The organism is Streptomyces sp. HUAS ZL42, from assembly GCF_040782645.1.
Classification (GTDB): Bacteria; Actinomycetota; Actinomycetes; order Streptomycetales; family Streptomycetaceae; genus Streptomyces.
This window is the reverse complement of record NZ_CP160403.1, coordinates 5,875,447-5,900,126: the sequence shown is the minus strand read 5'-3', so window position 1 is coordinate 5,900,126 and position 24,680 is coordinate 5,875,447. Positions and strand designations below refer to the sequence as shown.

Below are 24,680 nucleotides of genomic sequence, written 5' to 3'. Positions count from 1 at the left end.
AGGCCACACCGATGCACATCGAGACCAAGCTCGCCCTGCACCACGTCCGCGCCGCCGGCCTGCACGCCGAAGCCGAGGCCCACCGCCTCGCGATGGAGGCGAAGCCCCCGCGCGCCCTGCGCACCCGCGTCGGCTGGACCCTCGTGGAGGTGGGCCTGCGCCTGGCCACGCCGAGCGCCACGAGGCCGGTCCTCGCCCACTAGGGCTCTTCTGATGGAACGCCGCGACGCCGCGGAGATCCGTCAGAAGAGCCCTAGCAGCTCGGTACGGAGCCCTTCCCCGTCTGCAGGGCGACCAGTGCGCTGACCGCGCCCTTCAGCGTGGTCACCGGAACCAGCCGCAGCCCCTTGGGCAGCTCGGACTCGGCGTCGGAGCACTCGTCCTTGGGCACGAGGAACACCGTCGCCCCGTCCCTGCGCGCGGCCTGCGTCTTCAGGGCCACGCCGCCGACCGCGCCCACCTTCCCGTCGGCGTCGATCGTTCCCGTACCGGCGATGGTGCGGCCGCCCGTGAGGTCGCCGCCGCTGCCGTCGCCGTCGAGCTTGTCGACGATGCCGAGCGAGAAGAGCAGCCCGGCACTGGGGCCGCCGACGTCCGAGAGCTTCAGGGTGACCTTGATGTTCTTGTCGCTGAGGTGCAGGTAGCTCAGGGCGGCCTCGGTCGCCGCGTCCTGGGACTCCTTCATCTGCTCCGTGTTGTGCCGCTCGATCTCCTTGGTGTTCTCGCCACTCGGGTAGACCGAATCGCGCGGCATGATCGCCTGGTCGGAGCGGAACCAGCCGTCGATCACGTCGGCCAGCGAGACGTCCGTGTCCGGGGAGGTCGCCTCGATGGTCGTCATCCGCAACTGCCCGCTCGTCGCCCGCGTCGGCGCCCCGGAGATCGTGATCACCTGGGTGCCCTTGTTCTTGCCGAGCACGTTCGCCGTCATCCCGGGCTCCGCCACGGCGAACGGCAACGGCGCGAACACCGCGGTGGCCACCAGCGCGACGACGGGCAGCGCACAGACGGCGAGGGCCTGGGGGCGAGTGAGACGAGAGAGCACGGGATCAATCTAACGTGAGGGCACGTTCCGGCCAGGGGCCGGTCACCGCTCGGCAGCGCGGTCGGTCCGCGGGCAGTCGTGCCTCACCCACTGCCTTAAGGGCGTGGGAGGTGCCCCCAGGGGCGATGGGGGTCCCCCGCTCGAGCGAAGCCGAGAGTGGGGGAGGGTGGGGGAGGGTGGCCGCGGGCGGCGCCCCGTCAGCGCCGCGCTGCGCGACCCACCCGCCGGCACCAACCCCGGGCACCTACTACCGCCGGCTCACCGCAACGCCTCCGCGACCTCCCGCGCCGCGTCCACCACCCGCGGCCCCACCCGCTCCGGCACCGCGTCCGCCAGCATCACCACCCCGACGCTGCCCTCAACACCCGTGACCCCGAGCAACGGCGCCGCCGCCCCGCTCGCCCCCGCCTCCAACTCCCCGTGGGTCAAGGTGTACCCGGGCTCCGCCGACGGCGCCTGCCGCGCAGCGAGAATCGCCCGGCCCGCGGCCCCCCGGTCCAGCGGATGCCGGAACCCGGGCCGGTACGCGACGTGGTAGTCGGTCCACGACGGCTCCACGACGGCCACGGCCAACGCCTCCGACCCGTCGACCAGCGTCAGATGGGCCGTCGCCCCGATGTCCTCGGCCAGCGACCGCAGCGCGGGCAGCGCGGCCTCCCGTACCAGCGGATGCACCTGGCGCCCCAGCCGCAGCACTCCCAGCCCGACCCGGGCTCGTCCGCCCAGGTCACGCCGTACGAGCGCATGCTGCTCCAGCGTGGCGAGCAAGCGGTACACCACGGTCCGGTTCACACCGAGTTTGTTGGACAGTTCGGTCACGGTCAGCCCGTGGTCCGTGTCGGCCAGCAGCTTGAGAACCCGTAGTCCTCGATCGAGCGTCTGGGAGGTCTCCGCGGTCACGACGCCCACTCCTTAGTGGTGAGGTCGGCAGCCCCCGCGCTACGGATGCGTCGCCGAGTCCCGTCGGCGACGCGCTTGAGAGGCCGCCGATCGGCAGGACGACCCGGCTTGTCCGGGCCCAGTCGCTTCACGGCTGCGCTCCGCGGCGGCGCTGCCACGGGGCGTGTGCGTAGCGGGACATTAGCGAAGCCGGTTCGCTGAGCGGAAGGCTCCGTCCAGAATCCGGTCATCGGCCGGTATGGACTACTTGTGTTTATCCCGATACGTGCCGTGTGCCCGGCGCCCTGGGCCCCACTTCACGCCCCCGAAACCGCCTCGCAACCCCGCATCACGCGGTACGCCCGCACCACAGGGCGCACGACGTCACTTCATGCGGGTCGCCCACTCCTGGACCTTGGCGATGCGCTGCCGCAGCTGTCCGGCCGTCGCCTCGGCGCTCGGCGGCCCGCCGCACACGCGCCGCAACTCGGTGTGGATCACGCCGTGCGGCTTGCCGCTCTGATGGACGTACGCGCCGACCATCGTGTTGAGCTGCTTGCGCAGCTCCATCATCTCCTTGTGCGTGACGACCGGCCGCCGCTCGGCGGGCATCTCGAGCAGGTCGGCCTCCGCGTCCGGCTTCCTGCGGCTGTGCGCGATCTGCTTGGCCTGCCGCTTCTGCAGCAGAAGCTGCACCTGGTCGGGCTCGAGGAGGCCCGGAATGCCGAGGTAGTCCTGCTCCTCCTCGCTCCCCGGGTGGGCCTGCATGCCGAACTCGGCGCCGTTGTACATGACCCGGTCGAAGACGGCGTCGGACTCCAGCGCCTCGAAGGGGAGCATGTCCTGATCGCCGGTGTCCTCGTCCTGCTGCTTCTCGGCCTCCTGGAGGAGCTTCTCCTCCTCGGCGTACGGGTCCTCCTCGCCGTCCTTCTTGGGCTTGTCGAGGACGTGGTCGCGCTCGCGCTCCATCTCACCGGCGAAGCCGAGCAGGTCGGGGACGGTGGGGAGGAACACGGAGGCGGTCTCGCCGCGCCTGCGCGACCGTACGAAACGCCCGACGGCCTGCGCGAAGAAGAGCGGGGTGGAGATGGTGGTGGCGTACACACCCACCGCCAGCCGGGGCACGTCGACGCCCTCGGACACCATCCGCACCGCGACCATCCAGCGGTCGGTGTTGTGGCTGAACTCGTCGATCCTGCCGGACGCTCCGGCGTCGTCGGAGAGGACGACGGTCGCCTTGCTGCCGGTGATCTCCCGGATCAGCTTGGCGTAGGCGCGGGCCGAGTCCTGGTCGGAGGCGATGACCAGCGCACCCGCGTCCGGGACGGCCTTCCTGACCTCGGTCAGGCGCTGGTCGGCGGCGCGCAGCACGCTGGGCATCCATTCGCCGCGCGGGTCCAGCGCCGTCCGCCAGGCCTGGCTGATGGCGTCCTTCGTCATGGGCTCGCCGAGCCGGGCGGCGACCTCGTCGCCGGCCTTGGTGCGCCAGCGCATGTTGCCGCTGTAGGTCATGAAGATGACGGGCCGGACGACCCCGTCGGCGAGGGCGGACCCGTACCCGTACGTGTAGTCGGCGGCGGAGCGGCGGATCCCGTCCGCCCCCTCCTCGTACGTCACGAAGGGGATGGGGTTGGTGTCGGAGCGGAAGGGCGTACCGGTGAGCGCGAGGCGCCGGGTGGCGGGCTCGAAGGCCTCGAGGCAGGCCTCGCCCCAGGACTTGGAGTCGCCGGCGTGGTGGATCTCGTCGAGGATGACGAGGGTCTTGCGCTGCTCGACGCGGTTGCGGTGCAGCATGGGCCGCACGCCGACTCCGGCGTACGTGACCGCGACCCCGTGGTAGTCCTTGCCGAGCGGTCCCGCACTGTACTCGGGGTCGAGCTTGATGCCGATCCGGGCGGCCGCCTCGGCCCACTGCTTCTTCAGATGCTCGGTCGGCGCGACCACGGTGACCTGCTGCACGACGTGGTGGTGCAGCAACCAGGACGCCAGCGTCAGCGCGAAGGTCGTCTTGCCGGCGCCGGGCGTGGCGACGGCGAGGAAGTCACGCGGCTGCTCCTGGAGGTACTTCTCCATCGCCCCCTGCTGCCAGGCACGCAGCTTGCTGGCGGTGCCCCAGGGGGCGCGGCCGGGGAAGGCAGGTGACAGATGGTGGGAGTGGGAGGAGGAAGCAGACACGGGGGCGGGCCCGGAGGGCCCTCCGTTGAGGGTGGTGGCGGGTGACGGGCGGGCGGTAGTCACGGTCTCCGTGGGTGGGTCGGGCGGCTCGGGCGGGTATGACAACCGGGCCACCCTACCGGCGGCCCGGAAGCACCAACGTGCGGACCGGGCCGGGTCACCGTCAGGTGGGATCCACCTCACAGTCGGCGAAGCGCGGCAGCCGCGCTGCGATGCCGTGGACGTCGAGAACGCCTTGGCACACGTCAAGGACGAACCGCTCCGCCTCGTCCACGTCGAATCCGGGATCCAGCGGGAGCAACTCCGCCGCGAACGCGCCGATCCCTGTGGTCAACGCCCCGAGCGGCCCCCGCCGATCGGACCACTGCCCGACGAGCACCATCCCGAACAGGCTGGTCGTCACCTTCTCGGCCGTGAACTGAACGGCGAAGCTTGTGCACTCGGCCGTTCACACCTCGTCGCGCTCCCGACGGCGGGTGCGGTGACGAACACCCACGCCGAGCGTGCCGGATGGCCGTGCGGGCGCTCCGCGCCCGGGGGAGGGCGGATGCGGCGACGCTCCGCGTCCCGAGGCGGGGAGGCGATTCCTCCTCTGCGTGAACGCCGGGGCATCCTCGCCAGAACCAGGTGAAGTACCCGGAGAACGCGAACGCGTACAACGACGCCCCGTCCAACTCCCGCGCCGCCACGGGCATCGCCGTCCCCACGGCCGTCGCCTCGAAGGCGATCAGCAGGACGACGGAGACGATGCCGATGCTCAGGGCCCGGTAGGAGCGACCCAGCACGCTGCCGTCCCGCTCGGCAGCCGAGGCGAGGTCAGAGGGCCCGCGACGCCGGTGTCGCATGGTTCCAGGGCGGTCATGGTCGCCAGCGTAAGGTACACGGCCCGGGTTGACCCCTGTCGGAAGTCTGCCCCGGACCGGGACCTTGGTCGTACGACCGCCGGTCCGCACCCCTTTCATGAACGGCGTATGGCAGTCGCATTGCAGCCCCCACCCCGCCCTTGAGCCCGCTTCCGAACCCGCCGTACGGTCATTGCACCGAGTTAGGAACGGAGCACCACGCTCCCCGACACGGCCGTGTGCCCGAGTGGTTTAGGGACTCGCCTGCAAAGCGAGTTACGCGGGTTCGATTCCCGCCACGGCTTCTTTTCCGGGCGGAGGGCTACGCGTACAGCCCTCCGCCCGCCTCGTCCTCGAACATCTCCGGCCAGTAGCGCCAGCCGTCGTCCTCCGGGGAGGTCGGGGTGGGGTCGCAGGCCGTCGGGTCGAGGGATGCCAGGGTTCGGGTCATCGTGTCGGCCAGTTGCTCGTACGCGTCCGTGAGGCTGTGCCGGCCGTCCAGGGACTTCTCGCGGTGGATCAGCCAGAAGGTGAACGCCAGTGTCGAGATGTCGGCGTTCATCGGGCGCAGGGTCTCGTCGGGTTCGCTCCAGCAGAGGACCGCGCCCGTGGTGCCGTCGAGGACGAGGCTGGTGTCCTCCAGGAGGTGGCCGAGGCGTATCAGGCGGTCGGCGTCCTCGGGGAGGTCCGCCTGCTCGTCCTCGCGGTACTCCGCCAGGGTCGCCAGCGGGACGTCCGTGTCCAGCGAGAACCAGACGGTCTCCTCCGGCAGGCCCACCTCGCGCAGGAAGCGGCGCGTCGGCTCGTGCGTGAGCGCGGCAGGGAAGTCGACCTCCTCGAAGCGGGCGATCCGGGCGGTGCCGAACTCCTCGTCCAGGAGGCGGGGCGGGAGGTCCAGGGCGAGGCCCGACGTCGTGCCCGGGCCCGCCATGAGGGACAGCGGGCGGATCACCGCCGTCATCCTCCAGAACGGAGGCAGCTCGCCGTCCGCGCCCTCCTCGAACAGGGCCAGCAGCTGTCGCGAAGCCCCCGCCACCGCCTGCGGGCCGAAGCGGCCCGCGTAGCACGCGAACTGACCGCGCAGTGCCGCCAGTTCGTCCGCGGCGGTCGCGAACCGCACCAGCGTCCGCAGCGACGGCGCCAGCGGGCTGGAGTCCATCAGGTCGGGGCGGTCGTGGAAGAAGTATGTCGTCGAGATCTCGCCCGTCGCACCGTCCAGCAGGACCGACTCCCGCTCGGCGCCGTCGGCGCCCAGGAGTCCCCCTATGACCAGCCGGTCCCGCAGCTCCCTCGCCAGTCTGCCCTCCGGGTCGCCCGTCGAGTCCGCCACCGTCCGCAGGCCGTCGCGGCGCAGCGCCTCGAACGTCAACAGGCCGCCCACGCCCGGCAGTCCGGGGCCGGTCAGCCAGCGGCGCGTCGCCGCGTGCGTGACGTACGGATCGAGCTCGGCGTCGGTGAAGGTGATCACCGCGGTGTCGGTCGTGCTCATGGTTGTCCCCCGTGCATGAAGTTCACAGTCCCCCGGGCAGCGCACGGCAGCCCAGCCGGTCGGGCCGGCACCGCCGGCCGTTCCCCACTGCCCAGAACACTACGCCCCGCCACTGACAACGCCCCCTCACCGGAAGACGCTCAGACCACCCTCGCGCGTTGCCTCTCCGCCAGGATCGTCTCCACCGTCTCCTCCACGGTCAGCTCCGACGTGTCCAGCCACAGGCCGATGCGCGGCGTCTCCGTCCGCAGCGCCGCGTCCAGCGCCTCGAGCGTCCACGCCCCGTAGCCCGTCTTCGCCCGCCCGGCCTCCCGCGCCGCCACCGCCCCGGCACTCGGCGCCAGCACGACCACGTACAGCGGGCGGGTGCGGATCAGCGCTGCGTAGGCGGTCAGGTCCTCGCCCAGTACGACGTCCTGCACGACCGCCGTGAAACCCGCCTCCGCGTACGCGTCCGCCGTCGCCGCCGACAGCCTGTGCCTCAGCCGTAGTTGGGTCTCCGCCTCACTGCCCGCGCCGGCTCCGGGGACGTACTCCTCCCGCCCCGAAACGATCATCCGCCGGAACACGTCCCCGCGGACGTGCACGGACCGCGGCAGTCTCTCCGCCAGTGCCTGCGCGACCGTCGACTTCCCGGCCGCCATCACACCCGTGACGAGGACGACGCCGTTCACGTGAAGTAGATGCCGCCCAGGACCACGACCACCGCCGCAACTGCGAACAGCAGGATCCACAGCAGCAACTTGCCCACGCCGGGCGGAGGTTCGTACCGCTGCCCCGGCTCGCTCACTGGACCGTCACCACCGCCGCCTGCGGGCGGATCGGCAGCCGGTTGACCGGGCGGCCCGTGGCGGCCCGTACGGCGGAGGCGATCGCCGCCGGGGAGGTCACGACCGGCACCGCGCTGACCGCCTTCGCCCCGAAGGGCGCGACGACGTCCCGTTCCTCGATCAGCTTGACGATCTGGATGTCGGGCGCGTCCAGGGCGGTCGGCAGGGCGTAGCCGGTGAGGTCGGGGTGGCGGATCAGGCCGCGCGGGGTGCGCAGGTTCTCCGTGAGGGCGATGCCCACGCCCTGCGTCACGCCCGCCTCGATACGGGCGGCGAGCTGCGTCGGGTTCAGGACCCGGCCCACGTCCTGGGCGACCGCGAGCTCCACGACCCGTACCGAGCCCAGTTCGATGTCGACGTCCACGACCGCGCGGATCGCGCAGAAGGCGAGGCCCACGAAGGCGTCGCCCTGGCCCGCGTCGTCCAGCGGTTCGGTGGGGTGGGGGCGGCACTGGGCCGTGGCCCACAACTCCTTGCCCTCCATCGCCTCCGTGACGGTGGTGGACAGGACGCCGTCGTACGACGTGATCTTTCCGTCGGTGATCTGGAGCAGCTCGGTCGACATGCCGAACTTGTGCGCCAGCGGTTGCAGCAGCTGCGTACGGACCATTTTCGCGGCCCGTTCCACCGCGCCGCCCGAGACCCATGTGTGGCGTCCGCGGCAGCCCGCGCCCGCCGGGGGCTGGTCGGTGTCGACCGGGGCGACGTGCACCTCGTCGATGCCGAGCGTCTCCTGGACGATCTGCCGGGCCAGCGTCGTGAAGCCCTGCCCGGTCTCCACCGCGGCGCACAGCACGGTCGCCACGCCGTCCTGGACCTTGACCGTCGCCGTGGAGACCTCGTCGGCGCCCTCCGCGCCCAGCATGTGCACCATGCCCAGGGCGTAGCCGACGCCGCGGCGCACCGCGCCCGGTTCGCCGGCGCCCTCGGGGCCGCCGGGCAGCAGCCACTCCTCCTCGGGTGTGTCCTTGGGCAGCGGCGGGAGCGGGAACTCCTGTACGGCCTGCAGCAGTTCGGCGACCGGAGCCGGGCAGGTCACGGTCTGGCCCGTCGGCAGCACGTCACCCGTGGCCATCGCGTTGCGCAGGCGCAGCTCCGCCGGGTCGACGGCGAGCTTCTTCGCGAGCTTGTCCATCTGTGCCTCGTAGGCTGCGCAGACCTGCATCGCGCCTTCGCCGCGAACATGCCCCGACGGCGGGTTGTTCGTGCGGACGGCCCAGCCCTCGATGAAGGCGTTGGGAACGACGTAGGGTCCGCAGGCGAACGCCACCGCGGCGGCCAGGGCGTCCGAGGACGTGTCGGCGTACGGGCCCGCGTCGAGCAGGATCTGCGCCTCGACCTTGACCAGCTTGCCCTCGGCGTCGGCGTGGTGGCGATACCGCAGCAGCGTGGGGTGGCGGTGCGCGTGCCCCAGGAAGGACTCTTCGCGCGTCGCGGTGAGTTTGACCGGGCAGCCGGTCTTCAGCGCCAGCAGGCCGAGCGGGATCTGGAAGCCCTGGTCCTCGCGGTCGGCCGTGGCGCCGGGCACGCCCGTGACGACGATCTTCACGCGCTCGGGCTCCAGGCCGTAGCACGCGGCGGCCGTGTCCCGGTCGGCGTGCGGGTCGGTGGAGGCCAGGTAGAGCTCCACGCCGCCGTCGGGACGCGGCACGGCGAGGCCCGCCTCGGCGCCGATGGGGGCCGGGTCCTGGCGGCCGATGCGGTACAGGCCCTCCACCACGACGTCGCCGACCGCGTCCGCGTCGCCGTGGCGCAGCGGGATGTGCCGGATCAGGTTGCCGTCGGGGTGCAGCGGTTCGGCCTCGAAGGCCTGCTCGGGGTCGGTCACCGGGTCGAGCACCTCGTACTCGACGATGACGGCTGCGGCGGCCATGCGCGCGGTGTCCGGGTGGTCGGCGGCGACGGCGGCGATGGGCTCGCCGTGGTGGCGTACGACCTCGGAGGCGAAGACCGGGCGGTCCGCCTTGCCGCGGCCGTACAGCGGGCGGCCGGGGACGTCCTCGTGTGTGACGACGGCCCGTACGCCGGGCATCTCGCGCGCGTGGGACGTGTCGATGGACACGATGCGCGCGTGCGGGTGCGGCGAGCGCAGTACGGCCGCCCACAGCAGGCCCTCGGCCCACAGGTCGGCCGCATACGGGAACGTGCCCTCGGTCTTGGCACGGGCGTCGGCGGGCCGCAGGGAGGCGCCCAGGCCGTGCGGCAGTGGCTCGGGGGCGGGTGCGGCCTCCGCGGTGGTGGTCGCGGTGGCGGCTTCGTTGCTCACGCCTGGCCTCCGTCCTGTCCCTGTCCGTACGTCCGGTCGTGCGGACCGGTCCGCTCGAACGCCGACGGGTTGACGCCGCCGGCTCCCGGGCCCGCCTGATGCGGGATACGTGCCTCGTCCGGCTCCGTCTCGGCGTCCGCCGCGCGGTGTGCCTCGCGTTCGGCGACGACCTCCTTGACGGCCTCCACGACGCCCCGGTAGCCGGAGCAGCGGCACAGGTTTCCGCACAGCGCCTGGCGGGTCTCCAGGTCGGTCGGCGCCGGGTTGCCCTCCAGCAGGTCGTGCACGGTCATCGCCATGCCGGGCACGCAGAAACCGCACTGCACCGCGCCGCACCTGGCGAGCGCCCGCTGCACGTCCGAGGGCTGCCCGTCCTCGGCCAGGCCCTCGACCGTGCGGACCTCGCTGCCGGCGGTGGTCACGGCCGGAACGAGGCAGGAGGCGACGAGCCGCCCGTCGACCTGCACGTTGCAGGCCCCGCACTCGCCCTGCGAGCAGCCGTCCTTGGCACCCGCGAGGCCGAGCCGCTCGCGCAGGACGTAGAGCAGCGACTCACCGATCCAGGCGTCGGCGACGGGGCGCTCGGCACCGTTGACGCGCAGGACGTACGACGCGAGGGGGTGCTCCTCGTGGGGAGGCGGAGGGGCCTCGTGCGGGGACGCCGAGTCGGGCGCGTTGCCGGGCGAGCCGGAAGCCGGGGTGTCGTCGGGCGCGGGGGCCGGGTCGTCCTGTGATGCGGTGGCCGCCGTGCCGCCAGGCGCGGGTGACTCGTCGTGGGACGGGTCGTTCGCGGCGCCCTCGGGGGTCTCCGCGTGGGAGCGACCGGATGCCGTGCCCTGCGCGTCGTCCCCCGACGCCGGGCCGTGTCCCGCGGGCGAACCGGGCCGTGCGGGCGGCTCGGTGGGCTCCCGGGCGTCCCCGGCGATCCCGGGCCCCTCAGCGGCCCCTTCGGCTTCGGCAGCCCCTTCGGCGGCCTCCGAGGCGTGCGGGGCGGCCTGGGCGGCCGCCTCTGCCGAGTGCTGGGGCGCGTAGTGCGTCGCCGTCCCGTCGTGGGCGGCGTGCTCGTGCGCCGACTGCCCGGGCTCATGGTGATGGTGGTCGTGGTGGTCGTGTTCGTGAGCAGGCTGCCCGGGACCGTGGCCGTGGTGCTCGTGCCCGCTCACCGTCGACCGCTCGGCCACACCGGCGCCGGCAGCGGCCGAAGAGGCCTCCGCCCCGCCGGAGTCCGCCGCCTGCTGCCCCCACGGCTCCCCCGTCGCGCTCGTCGCCCAGGGTGCCGGCGCGCCGCCCGGCAGCGTGGCCGGAGGCGTTCCGCCCCACTGCTCGATCAGCGACGACGTCGTGAACTCGCCCGATTCGTCCGGAAGGTCGCCCCCGGCGACGGGGATCGACCACTGCCCGGTCACGTCGTGACCGGGTGCCGGAGCGGTCTCCTCGAAGGTCCACTGCCCGGTGGCACCGGGGTTGTAGCTGAACCGGTCGTCGCCGCCGGTCTCGCCGCCGGTCTCGTGGGACGGTACGGCGTTCGCGTCGGGCCACTCTGCTCCGTCGGCGGGCGCGGTCCACGCGCCCGTCGCGTTCGGGTCGGTGGGCGAGGGCGCGACCGCTATCCGCGGGGGCACGTAGCCGTGGCCCGGGGCGGCGAGCGGGCTGTTGCCCGACAGGAGGGCGTCGATGCCGCCCTCCGGGAGCTTCACGAAGGCGGTGGCGCCGTCGTCGTAGTCACCCTGGGGCAGCGGGTCCCAGCGGCCCGCGCCCTGGGGCGTGCCCTCTCCGTGCTGGTCGTCGGTCACGACAGCGCCCTTCCCAGTGCTCGTCGGGCCAGCGCGGCGACGGTGCGCCGCAGGTGCAGTACGGCGGGCGGAAGCTGCGGTACGGAACCGTCCCCCTCCGGGGCCGGGTCGGGGATGCAGGCCGCGGCGACGTACTCGCCGAAGGCGCCCAGCGCCTCGGGGACGATCGCGCGGTTGTTGTCCCAGTCGATGAGCTGGGCGACCCACTGCTCGGCCTCCAGGGGTCGCAGCGGCATCGGCGCTATGGCGCCGACGGCGCACCTGACCCCGCGCCGGGCCGGGTCGAGGACCAGCGCCACGGACGCGAGGGAGCGCCCGGGGCCGGTGCGGCCGGTCGCCTTCAGGAAGACCTGCGGCGCGTGCAGCAGCGGCACGCGCACGTACCCGATGAGTTCGCCGCCGCGCAGCATCTCCACGCCGGCCAGCAGGTGCGACACCGGGATCTCCCGGCGGGCTCCGCCCGGGCCCGCGATGATCAGCGTCGCCTCCAGGGCGGCAAGGACCGGCAGCGCGTCCCCGGTGGGCGCGGACGAGGCGATGTTGCCGCCCAGGGTGCCCGCGTTGCGGATCTGCGGCGGACCCGCGGCGCGCGCGGAGGCCGCTAGCGCCGGGATGAGGGCGGCGAAGTCGGGGCGCCCCATGCGGGCGTGGGTGAGGCCCGCGCCGAGCAGAGCGTGACCGTCCTGGTACTGCCAGCCGCGGATCTCGCTGATCCGGCCGAGACCGACCAGACCGGCGGGCCGGAGCTGCCCGGAGTTGACCGCGGCCATCAGGTCCGTGCCGCCGGCCACGGGCACCGCGGCGGGCATGGCGGTGAGCGCCGCCACTGCCTCGTCCAGCGTCGTGGGCAGCGTGACGGCCTGCGCCGCCTGCGGTGCGTGCGTGCTCAAAACCGGCTGCCCCTTCCCGCTGCCCCACCTGGTCCCACCTGTGTTGCCGTACGGTACGTGCTGACAGGGCGGACGTGGCAACTCTGGCACATCTTCGCAAGACCCGAACGCGGGGGTCCGCTAGGAGGCATTCGCCCACATCACCGAGGAGATCGTCCGTTTTCATACGGCATCGCCGGTGCGCTCGAATTGCCACTCTTCGGTGACCCTGCCGGAGTTTTTCCCATACTTGTTCGGGGCGGTTACCGGGCCGGGGGCGGCCCGTCGATCGGGCGGCCGAGCACTCCGGGACGCTTCTGCCACGGCAGGGGGCCGCCCGGCGGCCGGTAGGAGACTCCCAGGGCGTCAAGTCGCCGGTAATGGGCGGCCATCCGCCGCTCGAATTCGGCGAAGTCCCTTTCCCGCGGGGCGGGCAGAGAACTCCACGCCACCTCCGCGAATGCCGCGAGCCGGGGAAACGCCTGGTAGTCCACGCGTGCGTGGTCCTCCATCACCTCGGTCCACAGGTTGGCCTGGGTGCCGAGCACATGTCCGGTCTCCTCGGAAGTCAGCTCCGGTGGAACGGGGTCGAAGCGATACACGTCCTCAAGGGTGCGGACGTAGCCGATGGGGACCGGCTCGTCCGCACCCGCGTCCTGCCGGTGGTCCAGGTACACCTGCTGTTCGGGGCACATGACGACGTCGTGGCCGGCCCGCGCGGCGGCGATCCCGCCCGCGTATCCGCGCCACGACGACACGGCCGCGCCCTGCGCGAGGCCGCCCTCCAGGATCTCGTCCCAGCCGATGAGTCTGCGCCCGCGCACGGAAAGCCACTTGTCGAAGTGGCCGATGAACCACGACTGCAGTTCGTCCTCGTCCGCGAGCCCGAGTTCCTTGATGCGCGCCTGTGCGGCGGGCGAATGCCGCCACTGGTCCTTGAGACATTCGTCACCGCCGACGTGGACGAACTCCCATGGGAATAGCTCGAGGAGTTCCTCGAACACGCCCTCGTAGAAGCGGAGGGTGTTGTCAGTGGGGGCGAGTACGTTCGGAGAGATCCCCCAGTTGTCCCAGACAGAAAGGGCCTTGGTGTCAATGACGTCGGTGTTGCCGAGTTCCGGGTACGCGGCGATGGCGGCCTGCGAGTGGCCGGGTACGTCGATTTCGGGGACGACGGCGATATGCCGCTCGGCGGCGTACGCGACGATCTCCCGGATGTCGTCCTGGGTGTAGAAGCCACCGTGCGGCTTCTCCTCCCACAGCGGCGAGGCACGATGACCGAATTTCGTACGTGCGCGCCAGGAGCCGACCTCGGTCAGCCGGGGGTACCTCTTGATCTCGATTCGCCAGCCCTGATCGTCCGTCAGATGGAAGTGGAAGACGTTGAGCTTGTGCGCGGCCATGAGGTCCAGGTAACGCAGGACGCCTTCCTTGGGCATGAAGTGCCGGGCGACGTCGAGCATGAGGCCGCGCCAGCGGAAGCGGGGCGCGTCTTCGATCGTCACATGCGGCACGGCCCAGGCGCGGTCGCGGCTGAGCGGGGCCCTGCGGTACGCGTCGGGGTCGAGGAGCTGACGGAGCGTCTGGGCGCCCCAGAAGACGCCGGCCGCGCCGCCTCCCTCGATCAGGACGCCGCTCCGGTCGCTGACCAGGCGGTACTCCTCGGGACCGAGCTCGGAGTCGAGCCGGAGCCCGATGCCGTCGCCCTCGGTGTCGTCGAGCTCCCGCCCCTCACGCAGCGGCAGGCCGGTGGCCTGCCAGAGGACGGTACGCAGCCAGTGCCCGACGCCCTCCGTCCCGGTGCCGGCGTAGAGCTGGGAGGAAGCCGTCAGCGGCACCTCGCCGGAACTGGCGACGACGCTGCGGGGCATCGGAATCAGTTCAGTCACGTCAGTCCTTTACCGCTCCGTCCCGTCCCGAGACCAGCGAAGTGTCGCTGATGACGCACGACTTGGCGAAGAGGAAGTCGTTCCAGGCGGAAATGAAGGAAAACACGCTCCCGTCGATGTGGGCGGCCTCCTCCAGCGCCTCCGGCCGCCACATGCGAATGGCTGCACGTTGACACCGAAGACGATCTGCACTCGCTCCGCGTGAAGGCCGTTGCAACATACGCAATGACCGTTTCGCGTTGCACAACATTCCGAAGGCTATGGGCCACATGAACATGCCGACAAGAGGTCTCGACCACTTCGTGACACGGCGAAGGCCTCCAGGGCACGCCAAACGCACCCCGGAGGCCTTCGAAGGCCGGACTGTGAGCGGGTTACTTCTTGCCGTCGCCCTTGCCGTCGCCGCCACCGGCGCCCATGGAGTCGTAGATCTCCTTGCACATGGGACACACGGGGTACTTCTTCGGGTCGCGGCCCGGCACCCAGACCTTGCCGCAGAGCGCCACGACGGGGGTGCCGTCGAGGGCGCTCGCCATGATCTTGTCCTTCTGGACGTAGTGGGCGAAGCGCTCGTGGTCGCCGTCACCGTGGGACACCTGCGGCGTCGGCTCGACGAGGGTCCCCGTACCAGTCCCGCGCTCGGGCTCGAGAGTGCTCATGTCGCCAAGGGTACTGAAGCTCACACGTATCAGTTGAGCGAAGGGTCGTCCGGATACGTCGCCACCATCGCCAGCTCGTTGCGCTGGCGGCGCAGGACCTCGCGCCACAGTGTCTCCGGCGACGGCGAGGAGACGTCACCGGGCTCGGACTCGACTACGTACCAGGCGCCCTCGACCAGCTCGTCCTCCAGCTGGCCGGGGCCCCATCCGGCGTACCCGGCGAAGATGCGGAGCGAGCCGAGGGCGGAGGCCAGCAGCTCCGGCGGGGCCTCCAGGTCGACCAGGCCGATCGCGCCGTGCACCCGGCGCCAGCCCAGCGGGGCGCGTTCGGCGGCCGCTCCGCCGGGGATGACAGCCACCCCGAGGGCCGAGTCCAGGGACACCGGACCGCCCTGGAAGACGACGCCGGGCTCGCCGGCGAGATCCGCCCAGCCCTCCAGGATGTCGCCCACGTCCACCGGAGTCGGACGGTTGAGGACGACGCCGAGCGAGCCCTCCTCGTCGTGGTCGAGAAGGAGCACCACCGCACGGTCGAAGTTCGGGTCCGCCAGGGCGGGCGTTGCCACGAGCAGCCGCCCTGTGAGCGAGGACACCTCGGTCATGGCAGAAATGATCCCGCATCTTGGCGTGGTGTGGGGAGGCAATGCGGCGACGAGGGTGAACGCAGCCATGAATCAGAAGAAGCGGCCCGTCAGGGCCTCATTTGAGGGTGGTGGTGGGAGACGGGCGGGCGTATAGGTGCGTCGCCACGCGCACGAAGGCGGCAGTGACCGCTTGTGCCCGGCGGGAAACGGTTCGTGTTGTGACACAGCTATGACAGGCCTGAGCGGTCCTCGGGCTTACAGAAGGGGGGTGGGCGGCGACTACCCTTTGCCTTCTGGCCCCTGCCCACCTCCACGGAACGCGAGATTCATGACCGTCAACGACGATGTCCTGCTTGTCCACGGCGGAACCCCGCTGGAGGGCGAGATCCGTGTCCGCGGTGCGAAGAACCTCGTACCGAAGGCCATGGTGGCCGCCCTGCTGGGCGGTGCACCGAGTCGGCTGCGCAACGTTCCTGACATCCGCGACGTGCGCGTCGTACGCGGACTGCTGCAACTGCACGGGGTGACGGTCCGTCCGGGTGAGGAGCCGGGCGAGCTGGTGATGGACCCGACGAACGTGGAGAGCGCGAACGTCGCCGACATCGACGCGCACGCGGGTTCGAGCCGAATCCCGATCCTGTTCTGCGGTCCGCTGCTGCACCGTCTGGGTCACGCGTTCATCCCGGGGCTCGGCGGCTGCGACATAGGCGGCCGGCCGATCGACTTCCACTTCGAGGTGCTGCGGCAGTTCGGCGCGTCCATCGAGAAGCGGGCCGACGGCCAGTACCTGGAGGCGCCCAAGGGCCTGCGCGGTACGAAGATCCGCCTGCCCTACCCGTCCGTCGGCGCGACCGAGCAGGTGCTGCTCACCGCCGTCCTCGCCGAGGGCGTCACGGAACTCTCGAACGCGGCCGTGGAGCCGGAGATCGAGGACCTGATCTGCGTCCTGCAGAAGATGGGCGCCATCATCGCGATGGACACCGACCGCACCATCCGCATCACCGGTGTGGACAAGCTCGGCGGCTACAACCACCGCGCCCTCCCGGACCGTCTGGAGGCCGCCTCCTGGGCGTCCGCGGCGCTGGCGACCGAGGGCAACATCTTCGTGCGCGGCGCCCAGCAGCGCTCGATGATGACGTTCCTGAACACCTACCGGAAGGTGGGTGGCGCGTTCGAGATCGACGACGAGGGCATCCGCTTCTGGCACCCGGGCGGCCAGTTGAAGTCGATCGCCCTCGAAACGGACGTGCACCCCGGCTTCCAGACGGACTGGCAGCAGCCGCTGGTGGTCGCCCTCACACAGGCGACGGGCCTGTCCATCATCCACGAGACGGTGTACGAGTCACGGCTCGGCTTCACCTCCGCGCTGAACCAGATGGGCGCTCACATCCAGCTGTACCGCGAGTGCCTGGGCGGCTCGGACTGCCGCTTCGGCCAGCGCAACTTCCTCCACTCGGCCGTCGTGTCCGGCCCCACGAAGCTCCAGGGCGCCGACCTGGTCATCCCGGACCTCCGCGGCGGCTTCTCATACCTCATCGCCGCCCTGGCGGCCCAGGGGACGTCCCGCGTCCACGGCATCGACCTCATCAACCGGGGCTACGAGAACTTCATGGAGAAGCTGGTCGAGCTGGGCGCGAAGGTCGAACTGCCGGGCAAGGCCCTCGGCTGACCCCCACCTCACCACCACGCCCGGGGCAGCACCGGCCTCGGCCGGGGGATCCGAGGGGCATCCCCCGGACAAACACAGCACGCACAAGCTGACCGAGCCGGGCGCCGAGGTCGAACCGCCGGGCAAGGCCCTCGGCTGAGCGCCGCGTCGACATGACCGCGATGGGGCGGCTCCCGGATCCGGGAGCCGCCCCATTGGCGTTGTTGCTACGAGCCGTACGCCGTCATGTGGCGCACGGACGGCAAGGTCACTTGCCCTTCGCGGCTTCCTTGAGCTTGGAGCCCGCGGAGACCTTCACGCTGTAGCCGGCCGGGATCTGGATGGGGTCACCGGTCTGCGGGTTGCGCGCGGTGCGAGCGGCACGGTGGGTGCGCTCGAAGGTCAGGAAGCCGGGGATGGTGACCTTCTCGTCGCCCTTGGAGACGATGTCACCGACGACCTCGGCGAACGCGGCCAGGACGGCGTCGGCGTCCTTGCGGGTCACCTCGGCGCGGTCGGCCAGCGCGGCCACCAGCTCACTGCGGTTCATGTTGTTACTCCCGTGTTCTTCTTGCCGTTGAGGCGTGCCCCGCGGCGGAGCCGCACACTGGGCACAGCGAAGTCGATGCTGCCAGGGTCCTCGGACAGTCCAGGGACCCGGGTCCGTCGCCGGACCCTCGCGCCCAGGGACGCATCCTGCCCCTACCTGCGGCGGGAAAGCCAATCCGGCACCCGCAGGAGTCGTGAGAACACCCTTGGGAGTCACACGAAAAGAGGCTGAGCCTGGCCGACACGATAGGGCTCCGCCGGTGAGACATGTTTTGCGACGCGCCGGTTTCCAGGCAGCGTGGCGATCGTCACGTCTGGGGGCTTTCGCCCACAGCCCCCGCTTCGGCCCGTAAGGGCCTCGTACTCAAACTCCGGACAGGCTGATTATGGCCGACCGGCGCCGAAAGGTGCAGCCCCCACCCGGCGGGACGGGGGCCGGCCACCGCGACCGCCCCCGGCTCAGATGCCGGACGCGTTGTTCGTCGCCGCCTTCGCGGCCTCCCGCACCGCCCCGGCCACCGCGCCCGCGACCTTGTCGTTGAAGACGCTCGGGATGATGTAGTTCGGGTTCAGCTCGTCCTCGGTCACCACGTCCGCCAGCGCCTTCGCGGCCGCCAGCATCATGTCCGTGTTGACCGTGCGGGACTGCGCGTCCAGCAGGCCGCGGAAGACGCCCGGGAACACCAGGACGTTGTTGATCTGGTTCGGGAAGTCGGAGCGTCCCGTGGCCACAACTGCGGCCGTCTGGCGGGCGATTGCCGGGTCCACCTCGGGGTCCGGGTTCGCGAGCGCGAACACGATCGCTCCTTCGGCCATGGCGGCCACGTCGACGCCGTCGAGCACGTTGGGAGCGGAGACGCCGATGAAGACGTCGGCGCCGCGCACGGCCTCCTTCAGGGTGCCCGTCAGCCCCTCGGGGTTGGTGTTGTCGGCGATCCAGCGCAGCGGCGAGTCGGCCGCGGCGTCCACCAGGTCCTCACGGCCGGCGTGCACGACGCCGTGGATGTCGGCGACGACCGCGTTCTTGACACCCGCGGCGAGCAGCAGCTTGAGGATGGCCGTACCGGCCGCGCCGGCGCCGGACATGACCACGCGCACGTCCCCAATTCCCTTGTTCACGACGCGAAGTGCGTTTGTGAGGGCGGCGAGGACGACGATCGCCGTGCCGTGCTGGTCGTCGTGGAAGACGGGGATGTCGAGGGCCTCGCGCAGCCGCGCCTCGATCTCGAAGCAGCGCGGGGCGGAGATGTCCTCGAGGTTGATGCCGGCGAACCCGGGAGCTATGGCCTTGACGATCTCGACGATGGCGTCGGTGTCCTGCGTGTCGAGGCAGATCGGCCAGGCGTCGATGCCGGCGAAGCGCTTGAAGAGGGCCGCCTTGCCCTCCATGACCGGCAGTGCGGCCTTCGGGCCGATGTTGCCGAGGCCCAGCACCGCGGAGCCGTCCGTCACGACCGCAACCGAATTGCGCTTGATGGTGAGGCGGCGGGCGTCCTCGGGGTTCTCGGCGATCGCCATGCAGACGCGGGCCACACCCGGCGTGTAGACCATGGACAGGTCGTCACGGTTGCGGATGGGGTGCTTCGACGCCATCTCGATCTTGCCGCCGAGGTGCATCAGGAACGTACGGTCGGAGACCTTGCCGAGCGTCACGCCCTCGATCTGGCGCAGCTGCTCGACGATCTCGTCGGCGTGCGCGGTGGAGGTGGCCGCGATGGTGACGTCGATACGGAGCTTCTCGTGACCGGACGCGGTGACGTCGAGGCCGGTCACCGAGCCTCCGTGGGACTCGACGGCCGTGGTGAGCTGGGAGACCGCGGTTCCGCTCGCGGGCACCTCCAGGCGAACCGTCATCGAGTAGGAGACGCTGGGCGCCGTTGCCATGGCCGACTTCCTCTGCTTTCACCGTGTGACGCTGGATGCCGTCCGATCGTCGCACCTACCGCCGAGTAGGCGTTAGCCGGGTTGAATTGCGAACTTTTTGTTCTCCGACGAAAGAGGCCCACGTCACAGTGACGCGGGCCTCTCGAACGTTCAGTGACACCGACCCGCCATGCTCGCCTCGCGGCAAGTGGTCGCTCGTAGCGACGAAGGTTGGGCCCGGGGGCTTGGATCGGGCCGGTGTCACACCCAGGCTAACAAACGGATCCCGTAAGCCCATTCCCGTACCGAGAGTTCATGTGGATCAATCCGCGATCAGTCCCTGAGCAGGTCCGGCACGCCGTTCGGGTCCGGGTCGTCCCGCTCGGCGGACACGATCGTCAGCTGCCGGGTGGCCCGGGTCAGCGCCACGTACAGCACCCGCAGCCCCGCCGGCGACTCGTCCGCGATCTCCGCCGGGGACACGACGACCGTCGCGTCGTACTCCAGGCCCTTCGCCTCCAGGCTGCCGAGCGCCACCACGCGGTCGCCGAGCCCGGCCAGCCAGCGGGCGGCCTCCTCGCGCCGGTTCATGGCGACGACGACGCCGACCGTGCCGTCGACCCGGTCCAGCAGCCGTGCGGCCTCCTCGCGGACCGTACGGGCGAGCGATTCGCGTACGCCGCTGCTGTGTCCGTTGTTCGTTGTCACGAAACGCGGTTCGACTCCGGTGGAGCGCACGGCCGAGGGCGACTCGGCACCCGGCATCGCGAGCGCCAGCACCTTCGCCGCCAGTTCGGCGATCTCGGCCGGGTTGCGGTAGTTCACGGTCAGCTGGAAGCGGCGGCGCGGGCGGGTGCCCAGGGCCTCGTCGCGGGCCTCGGCGGCCTCGTCGGGGTCGGACCAGGAGGACTGGGCCGGGTCGCCGACGATCGTCCAGGTGGCGTGCCGGCCCCGGCGGCCGACCATGCGCCACTGCATGGGCGTGAGGTCCTGGGCCTCGTCGACGATGACGTGCGCGTACTCGGTGCGCTCCTGTGCCAGCCGCTCGGCCCGCTCGCGCTGCGACTCCTCGCGTACGGGCATGAGCTCCTCGAGCCCGGTGAGCTGGTCGAGCGGATCCAGCTCGCGCCGCTTCTTCGGGCGGGCCGGGGTGCCGAGGACGGCCTGGAGCTCGTCGAGCATCGCGATGTCGTGGACGGAGTGGCCGTCGCGCCTGAGGGAGCGGGCGACCCTGCGGATCTCGCCGGGGTTCAGGATCCGCCGGGCCCAGCGGCCCAGCCGCCGTTCGTCCGCCATGGCGGCGAGAACGGCCTTCGGGGTCAGCTCCGGCCACCAGGCGTCGAGGAAGGCGATGAAGGAGTCCTCGTCCGTCACGTCCTCGTCGAACGACGACCGCAGTTCGGCGCCGAGTTCGGGGTCGGTGTGGCGGGTGGCGGCACCGGACTGCTCCCAGAGGGCGTCCAGCAGCAGCTTGCGGGCGCGGGGGCGCAGGAGGTTGACCGGCGCGGTACCGCCGAGGGCGGTGCGGCGGATGCGGTCCAGGTCGTCCGCCTCCAGTTCGAGCCGGCGCCCGAAGGCGACCACGCGGAGCCGGGTGGGCGGGCCCGCGGGGGCCATCGTGTCGTCGTCGCCGAGGGCGAGCTGACCGGGCGCTGCGGGACGCGCGGCACCGCCGCCGCCCGGTCCCAGCTCCAGCGCGCCGCGGGCCGCCTTCCGCAGGACCCTGAGCATTCGGTACGAGCCCTTGGCGCGGGCCACGGACGGGGAGTCGTACAGCGTGGCCGTGGCGCCGTCGACGAGCGAGCCGATCGCGCGGATGGCGACCTGGCCCTCCTCGCCGAGGGACGGCAGGACGCCCTCGGTGTACGCCACGAGCAGAGGGGTCGGCGAGACGATCAGGATGCCGCCCGCGTACCGGCGCCGGTCCTGGTAGAGGAGGTATGCCGCCCGGTGCAGGGCGACGGCCGTCTTCCCGGTGCCCGGGCCGCCCTCGACGTAGGTCACGGAGGCGGCGGGGGCGCGGATGACCAGGTCCTGCTCGGCCTGGATGGAGGCGACGATGTCCCGCATGGTGTGGCCGCGGGCCTGGCCGAGGGCGGCCATGAGGGCGCCGTCGCCGATGACCGGCAGCTCGTGCCCGTCGAGGAAGGCCTTCAGCTCGGGCCGCATCAGGTCGTCCTCGACGCCCAGCACCCGGCGGCCCTTGGAACGGATGACCCGCCGCCGTACGACCCGCCCCGGATCCACCGGGGTGGACCGGTAGAAGGGAGCGGCCGCCGGGGCCCGCCAGTCGATCACCAGCGGGGCGTAGTCCTGGTCGAGCACGCCGATGCGGCCGATGTGCAGGGTCTCGGCGATGTCGGCGGTGTTGTCGGCGCGTACGGCCCCTTCCGCCGGCTCGACTGCGGTGTAGGCGCCGTCGGGCCCCTTCTTGCCGTCCTTGCCGAGCAGCAGGTCGATACGGCCGAAGAGGAAGTCCTCGAACTCGTTGTTGAGTCGGTTGAGGTGGATGCCCGCCCGGAAGACCTGTGCGTCCCGTTCGGCGAGTGCGCCGGGCGTGCCGACCTGCCCGCGCTGGGCCGCGTCCTTCATCAGGAACTCCGCCTCGTGGATCTTCTCCTCGAGGCGTCGGTACACCTGGTCCAGGTGTTCCTGTTCGGCGCTGATCTCTCGGTCCCGTACGGAGTCGTGTGCGGAGTCGAGCGCGGTCTCCTGCTGAGCCTGAGCGGCCACCGGGCCCCCTTCTGACGTGCTGGGCAGCCGTCAACCGTACGCGAAGGGGGGCCACAGAGGCTACGGACCTGCCCGGGCGATCTTGCCGGGCAGGTCCGCTCGTGCGTCGTGCGTTGTTGGCCGTGCGTCCTACGCGTCGACCTGGACGAGCTTCTTCCCGTCGAAGGTCATGACCTCGAAGTGGTCGATCTCGTTCGGGGTGAAGGCCGCTCCACCGCCGATGTACAGCGGGTTCTTGGCCTCGTCCGTCTTCGCGTTCGGCAGACCGTAGCCCCAGTTCGGTACGGACCAGGACGAGATCGTCTCGCGCTCGCCGTTCTTGCCGACGGCGATGAGCGAGCACTTCTCCGGGCCCTTGACGTTCTTGAGCTCCAGGACCGCCGAGGTGCCCCAGTCCTTCTTCGCCATGGCGACGGTCGCCGTGACGTCGGTCGACGGGTCGGTTGCCGTGACCTTGTCGCTCATGGTGCCGAAGAGGGTCTTGGCCGGGCTCGCGGGCGCCGCCTCGGTGCCGCCGCCGGAGTCGCCACCGGTCACCGTCACGGCGACGAGCGGGCCGCCGATGATCAGCGCGGCCGCGGCGGCCACCATGTAGAAGCTGCGGCGGCGCTTCTGGGCGCGCCGCTCGGCGACCTCGTCGACCAGCTTGTCCGCGAGGCGCGGGCTCGGCCTGACCGACAGTGACTCGCCGATCGCGGGTGTACCGGCGCCCGGCAGGTCCGCGAGCGCGGCGAGCATCGGCTCCATCCCGGCGAGCTCGTCGAGCTGCTGGGCGCACCACTCGCAGGTGGCGAGGTGTGCTTCGAAGGCGGTCGCCTCGGCGTCGTCGAGGATACCGAGCGCGTAGGCGCCGACGGTCTCGTGCTCGCTCGGGCCCGGAGATCCCTGCATGGGGCCAGACATACCCGTACCGCCTGTTCCGAATCCCCCGTAAACACTCATCACGCCGTCACCCCCCGCTCCTCCAGTGCCAGCTTCATCGACCGCAGGGCGTAGAACACCCTGGAACGGACGGTTCCGCTCGGAATACCCAGGGTCTCCGCCGCCTCGTTGACGGTACGCCCCTTGAAGTACGTCTCGACGAGCACCTCCCGGTGGGCCGGGGTCAGGTCGTCGAGCGCGTCCGACAGAGTCATCAGCCACAGCGCCTTGTCGATCTCGTCCTCCGCGGGGATGACCTCCAGCGGCGACGGGTCGACCTCCTGCGGCCGGGCCTGCCGGCTTCGGTGGCCGTCGATGACGATGCGACGCGCGACCGTCACCAGCCAGGGGCGTACCGATCCGGTCGCTCGATTGAGCTGGCCGGCGTTCTTCCAGGCACGGATGAGTGTTTCCTGCACCACGTCCTCGGCTCTCTGGCGGTCACCCGCGACCAGGCGAAGGACGTACGCAAGGAGAGGTCCGGCGTGCTCCCTGTACAGGGCACGCATCAGCTCCTCATCTGGTTCCGAGGGCTGGGACATGCGATGTCGGGCCCTCGATCCACGTTCATTGGCCACGACGGAATCCTTGCGCACGCCCACCTCCGATGTCCGGGGGTTCCCCCAGTCGGTCGCTCAACACCGGGTACGTACAGGTGTGGTGGCGTGTTCAACGTGAGGTGACAGTTTTCTGCGGGGTGACGTGACGAGGGGGACATGGGTGCACATTCCCACCCCGCGATCTTTACATTTCCCCCACATCAGCAAGATCACGCGAGCTGCCCGAGCCACGTGGAAGGTAAACGGGATGTAATTGAAATCACTTCGCTTCAGTTTAGCCACCCACCTCACAGAAGGCGCATACCGGACACCTAGGCTCGGGCGAGGGCCGCCCGGCGCCGGTGCCGGGCCACCCTTTCCCGGTTCCCGCAGACCTCACTGGAGCACCAGCGCCTCCTGCGTCCCCGGGACGTGTCGACGTACACGATCGGGCAGTTGTCCCCTTCGCACTGCCGCAGCCCCGCCCGCGCGACCGGGTCGGTGAGCAGCTCCACGACGTCCCGGGCGACGGCGGCGAGCAGCGCGGCGCACTCCGGCGGACCGTCCAGCCGCCGTACGAGCGCCCCGTCCTCCCCGCGCACCGCGCGAGGCGCGGGCGGCGCGGTGCGCGCGATCTCGTTGACGCGGGCGAGCGCCAGGTCGTACGCCACTCCCCGCACGTCGGGCGCGAGGCGCCCACGGACCAACTGGCCCACGCATCCGCGCAGTTCACGAAAGTCCACGAGCCAGGAGGCGTCCGCGTGGCCGAGTGACGTGCCCTCCGGGACGAGTCCCGATCCGGTGATCCAGGCGCACAACCGCGAGAGCGAATCGAGCCGTTCGAAGGGATGGGTGGTCGCCAGGAGATCCAGGGAGATCCGCCCCGCGTCGAACCGCAGCTCGTAGGGGACCGTGGCCGTACCCAGTGCCATGTGCCTGTCACCGCCTAGAAGTTGCCCCTGGGGAGGGACCGGTGAGATGCGACGTTCCCTCTACAGTGCCTGCCCGCCGACGCGCCCGGAACCCCTCGTACCGCCCGCACCATGTCGTCGGTCCGCGGGCATGCGTGCCGCCCCACTGCCTCAAGGGCGTGGGAGGTGCCCCCAG

21 protein-coding genes, 1 tRNA gene and 1 pseudogene are annotated in these 24,680 nt (G+C 71.3%); 3 read left to right on the top strand and 20 right to left on the bottom strand.

Features of this window, described 5'->3' with window-relative positions:
• Positions 1 to 11: 11 nt before the first annotated feature.
• Positions 12 to 203, top strand: coding sequence for a hypothetical protein (locus ABZO29_RS27045; RefSeq protein ID WP_367322768.1), 192 nt, complete (start codon positions 12 to 14; stop codon positions 201 to 203).
• Positions 204 to 253: 50 nt separating this feature from the next.
• Here the strand turns inward: ABZO29_RS27045 and ABZO29_RS27040 are convergent, their stop codons facing one another.
• The 5 genes and pseudogenes from ABZO29_RS27040 to ABZO29_RS27020 all read right to left on the bottom strand — a co-directional run.
• Positions 254 to 1,045, bottom strand: a complete 792-nt coding sequence (locus ABZO29_RS27040; RefSeq protein ID WP_367322767.1) for a PDZ domain-containing protein — start codon at positions 1,043 to 1,045, stop codon at positions 254 to 256.
• A gap of 258 nt (positions 1,046 to 1,303) precedes the next feature.
• The gene (locus ABZO29_RS27035) at positions 1,304 to 1,945 is read right to left on the bottom strand and encodes an IclR family transcriptional regulator (protein WP_367322766.1); all 642 of its coding nucleotides are present in this window, start codon (positions 1,943 to 1,945) and stop codon (positions 1,304 to 1,306) included.
• Between the two features lie 363 nt (positions 1,946 to 2,308).
• A complete protein-coding gene (locus ABZO29_RS27030) occupies positions 2,309 to 4,099 on the bottom strand; it encodes a DEAD/DEAH box helicase (RefSeq protein ID WP_367326260.1) in 1,791 nt (596 codons plus the stop codon).
• A gap of 163 nt (positions 4,100 to 4,262) precedes the next feature.
• Positions 4,263 to 4,502, bottom strand: coding sequence for a hypothetical protein (locus ABZO29_RS27025; protein WP_367326435.1), 240 nt, complete (start codon positions 4,500 to 4,502; stop codon positions 4,263 to 4,265).
• Positions 4,503 to 4,725: 223 nt separating this feature from the next.
• A pseudogene (locus tag ABZO29_RS27020) lies at positions 4,726 to 4,961 on the bottom strand (MFS transporter); the annotation flags it as partial.
• A gap of 213 nt (positions 4,962 to 5,174) precedes the next feature.
• Here ABZO29_RS27020 and ABZO29_RS27015 point away from each other — a divergent pair.
• Positions 5,175 to 5,246, top strand: a tRNA-Cys gene (locus ABZO29_RS27015).
• Positions 5,247 to 5,263: 17 nt separating this feature from the next.
• On the opposite strand, the gene ABZO29_RS27010 is transcribed toward ABZO29_RS27015, so the two are convergent.
• From ABZO29_RS27010 to ABZO29_RS26970, 9 genes are all read right to left on the bottom strand, one after another.
• Complete coding sequence (locus ABZO29_RS27010) at positions 5,264 to 6,430, bottom strand: SUKH-4 family immunity protein (protein ID WP_367322765.1); 1,167 nt, start codon at positions 6,428 to 6,430, stop codon at positions 5,264 to 5,266.
• Between the two features lie 140 nt (positions 6,431 to 6,570).
• The gene (locus ABZO29_RS27005) at positions 6,571 to 7,104 is read right to left on the bottom strand and encodes an AAA family ATPase (RefSeq protein ID WP_367322764.1); all 534 of its coding nucleotides are present in this window, start codon (positions 7,102 to 7,104) and stop codon (positions 6,571 to 6,573) included.
• 112 nt (positions 7,105 to 7,216) lie between these two features.
• Positions 7,217 to 9,526 carry a xanthine dehydrogenase family protein molybdopterin-binding subunit gene (locus tag ABZO29_RS27000; RefSeq protein ID WP_367322763.1) on the bottom strand — a complete coding sequence of 770 codons (2,310 nt, stop codon included), beginning with the start codon at positions 9,524 to 9,526 and terminating at the stop codon, positions 7,217 to 7,219.
• Entirely contained in the window at positions 9,523 to 11,319 is a 1,797-nt protein-coding gene (locus ABZO29_RS26995) for a 2Fe-2S iron-sulfur cluster-binding protein (protein ID WP_367322762.1), read from the bottom strand. Before ABZO29_RS26995 ends, ABZO29_RS27000 begins: the two co-directional genes overlap by 4 nt.
• A complete protein-coding gene (locus tag ABZO29_RS26990) occupies positions 11,316 to 12,209 on the bottom strand; it encodes a xanthine dehydrogenase family protein subunit M (protein WP_367322761.1) in 894 nt (297 codons plus the stop codon). The genes ABZO29_RS26995 and ABZO29_RS26990 overlap by 4 nt, the downstream gene beginning before the upstream one ends.
• A gap of 242 nt (positions 12,210 to 12,451) precedes the next feature.
• Positions 12,452 to 14,059 carry a beta-N-acetylhexosaminidase gene (locus ABZO29_RS26985; protein WP_367326259.1) on the bottom strand — a complete coding sequence of 536 codons (1,608 nt, stop codon included), beginning with the start codon at positions 14,057 to 14,059 and terminating at the stop codon, positions 12,452 to 12,454.
• 19 nt (positions 14,060 to 14,078) lie between these two features.
• A complete protein-coding gene (locus ABZO29_RS26980) occupies positions 14,079 to 14,231 on the bottom strand; it encodes a hypothetical protein (protein WP_367326434.1) in 153 nt (50 codons plus the stop codon).
• A gap of 220 nt (positions 14,232 to 14,451) precedes the next feature.
• Entirely contained in the window at positions 14,452 to 14,736 is a 285-nt protein-coding gene (locus ABZO29_RS26975) for a DUF3039 domain-containing protein (RefSeq protein WP_367322760.1), read from the bottom strand.
• Between the two features lie 29 nt (positions 14,737 to 14,765).
• On the bottom strand, positions 14,766 to 15,338 hold the full coding sequence (locus ABZO29_RS26970; RefSeq protein ID WP_367322759.1) for a YqgE/AlgH family protein: 573 nt from the start codon (positions 15,336 to 15,338) through the stop codon (positions 14,766 to 14,768).
• Between the two features lie 310 nt (positions 15,339 to 15,648).
• Here ABZO29_RS26970 and murA point away from each other — a divergent pair, with 310 nt between their 5' ends.
• The gene (gene murA, locus ABZO29_RS26965; RefSeq protein ID WP_367322758.1) at positions 15,649 to 16,989 is read left to right on the top strand and encodes a UDP-N-acetylglucosamine 1-carboxyvinyltransferase; all 1,341 of its coding nucleotides are present in this window, start codon (positions 15,649 to 15,651) and stop codon (positions 16,987 to 16,989) included.
• A 247-nt stretch (positions 16,990 to 17,236) separates the two neighbouring features.
• Here the strand turns inward: murA and ABZO29_RS26960 are convergent, their stop codons facing one another.
• The 6 genes from ABZO29_RS26960 to ABZO29_RS26935 all read right to left on the bottom strand — a co-directional run bounded on the left by ABZO29_RS26960 (position 17,237) and on the right by ABZO29_RS26935 (position 24,505).
• Positions 17,237 to 17,518 (bottom strand): HU family DNA-binding protein, encoded by a 282-nt coding sequence (locus ABZO29_RS26960; RefSeq protein ID WP_004000874.1) that lies wholly within the window; start codon positions 17,516 to 17,518, stop codon positions 17,237 to 17,239.
• A gap of 458 nt (positions 17,519 to 17,976) precedes the next feature.
• Positions 17,977 to 19,401 carry an NAD-dependent malic enzyme gene (locus ABZO29_RS26955; RefSeq protein WP_367322757.1) on the bottom strand — a complete coding sequence of 475 codons (1,425 nt, stop codon included), beginning with the start codon at positions 19,399 to 19,401 and terminating at the stop codon, positions 17,977 to 17,979.
• A gap of 312 nt (positions 19,402 to 19,713) precedes the next feature.
• On the bottom strand, positions 19,714 to 22,113 hold the full coding sequence (locus ABZO29_RS26950; protein WP_367322756.1) for a UvrD-helicase domain-containing protein: 2,400 nt from the start codon (positions 22,111 to 22,113) through the stop codon (positions 19,714 to 19,716).
• Between the two features lie 129 nt (positions 22,114 to 22,242).
• Positions 22,243 to 23,004 (bottom strand): anti-sigma factor, encoded by a 762-nt coding sequence (locus ABZO29_RS26945; protein WP_367322755.1) that lies wholly within the window; start codon positions 23,002 to 23,004, stop codon positions 22,243 to 22,245.
• Between the two features lie 50 nt (positions 23,005 to 23,054).
• Entirely contained in the window at positions 23,055 to 23,576 is a 522-nt protein-coding gene (locus tag ABZO29_RS26940; protein WP_010039908.1) for a sigma-70 family RNA polymerase sigma factor, read from the bottom strand.
• A 329-nt stretch (positions 23,577 to 23,905) separates the two neighbouring features.
• Positions 23,906 to 24,505 (bottom strand): ABATE domain-containing protein, encoded by a 600-nt coding sequence (locus ABZO29_RS26935; RefSeq protein ID WP_367322754.1) that lies wholly within the window; start codon positions 24,503 to 24,505, stop codon positions 23,906 to 23,908.
• Positions 24,506 to 24,680: the final 175 nt, after the last annotated feature.

Coding starts and splice junctions, on each gene's coding strand:
- ABZO29_RS27045 (WP_367322768.1), top strand. CDS start 12: ATGCACATCGAGACCAAGCTCGCCCTGCACCACGTCCGCGCCGCCGGC.
- ABZO29_RS27010 (WP_367322765.1), bottom strand. CDS start 6,430: ATGAGCACGACCGACACCGCGGTGATCACCTTCACCGACGCCGAGCTC.
- ABZO29_RS26985 (WP_367326259.1), bottom strand. CDS start 14,059: ATGCCCCGCAGCGTCGTCGCCAGTTCCGGCGAGGTGCCGCTGACGGCT.
- ABZO29_RS26980 (WP_367326434.1), bottom strand. CDS start 14,231: ATGTGGCGGCCGGAGGCGCTGGAGGAGGCCGCCCACATCGACGGGAGC.
- ABZO29_RS26975 (WP_367322760.1), bottom strand. CDS start 14,736: ATGAGCACTCTCGAGCCCGAGCGCGGGACTGGTACGGGGACCCTCGTC.
- ABZO29_RS26970 (WP_367322759.1), bottom strand. CDS start 15,338: ATGACCGAGGTGTCCTCGCTCACAGGGCGGCTGCTCGTGGCAACGCCC.
- murA (WP_367322758.1), top strand. CDS start 15,649: ATGACCGTCAACGACGATGTCCTGCTTGTCCACGGCGGAACCCCGCTG.
- ABZO29_RS26960 (WP_004000874.1), bottom strand. CDS start 17,518: ATGAACCGCAGTGAGCTGGTGGCCGCGCTGGCCGACCGCGCCGAGGTG.
- ABZO29_RS26955 (WP_367322757.1), bottom strand. CDS start 19,401: ATGGCAACGGCGCCCAGCGTCTCCTACTCGATGACGGTTCGCCTGGAG.
- ABZO29_RS26945 (WP_367322755.1), bottom strand. CDS start 23,004: ATGCAGGGATCTCCGGGCCCGAGCGAGCACGAGACCGTCGGCGCCTAC.
- ABZO29_RS26940 (WP_010039908.1), bottom strand. CDS start 23,576: ATGTCCCAGCCCTCGGAACCAGATGAGGAGCTGATGCGTGCCCTGTAC.
- ABZO29_RS26935 (WP_367322754.1), bottom strand. CDS start 24,505: ATGGCACTGGGTACGGCCACGGTCCCCTACGAGCTGCGGTTCGACGCG.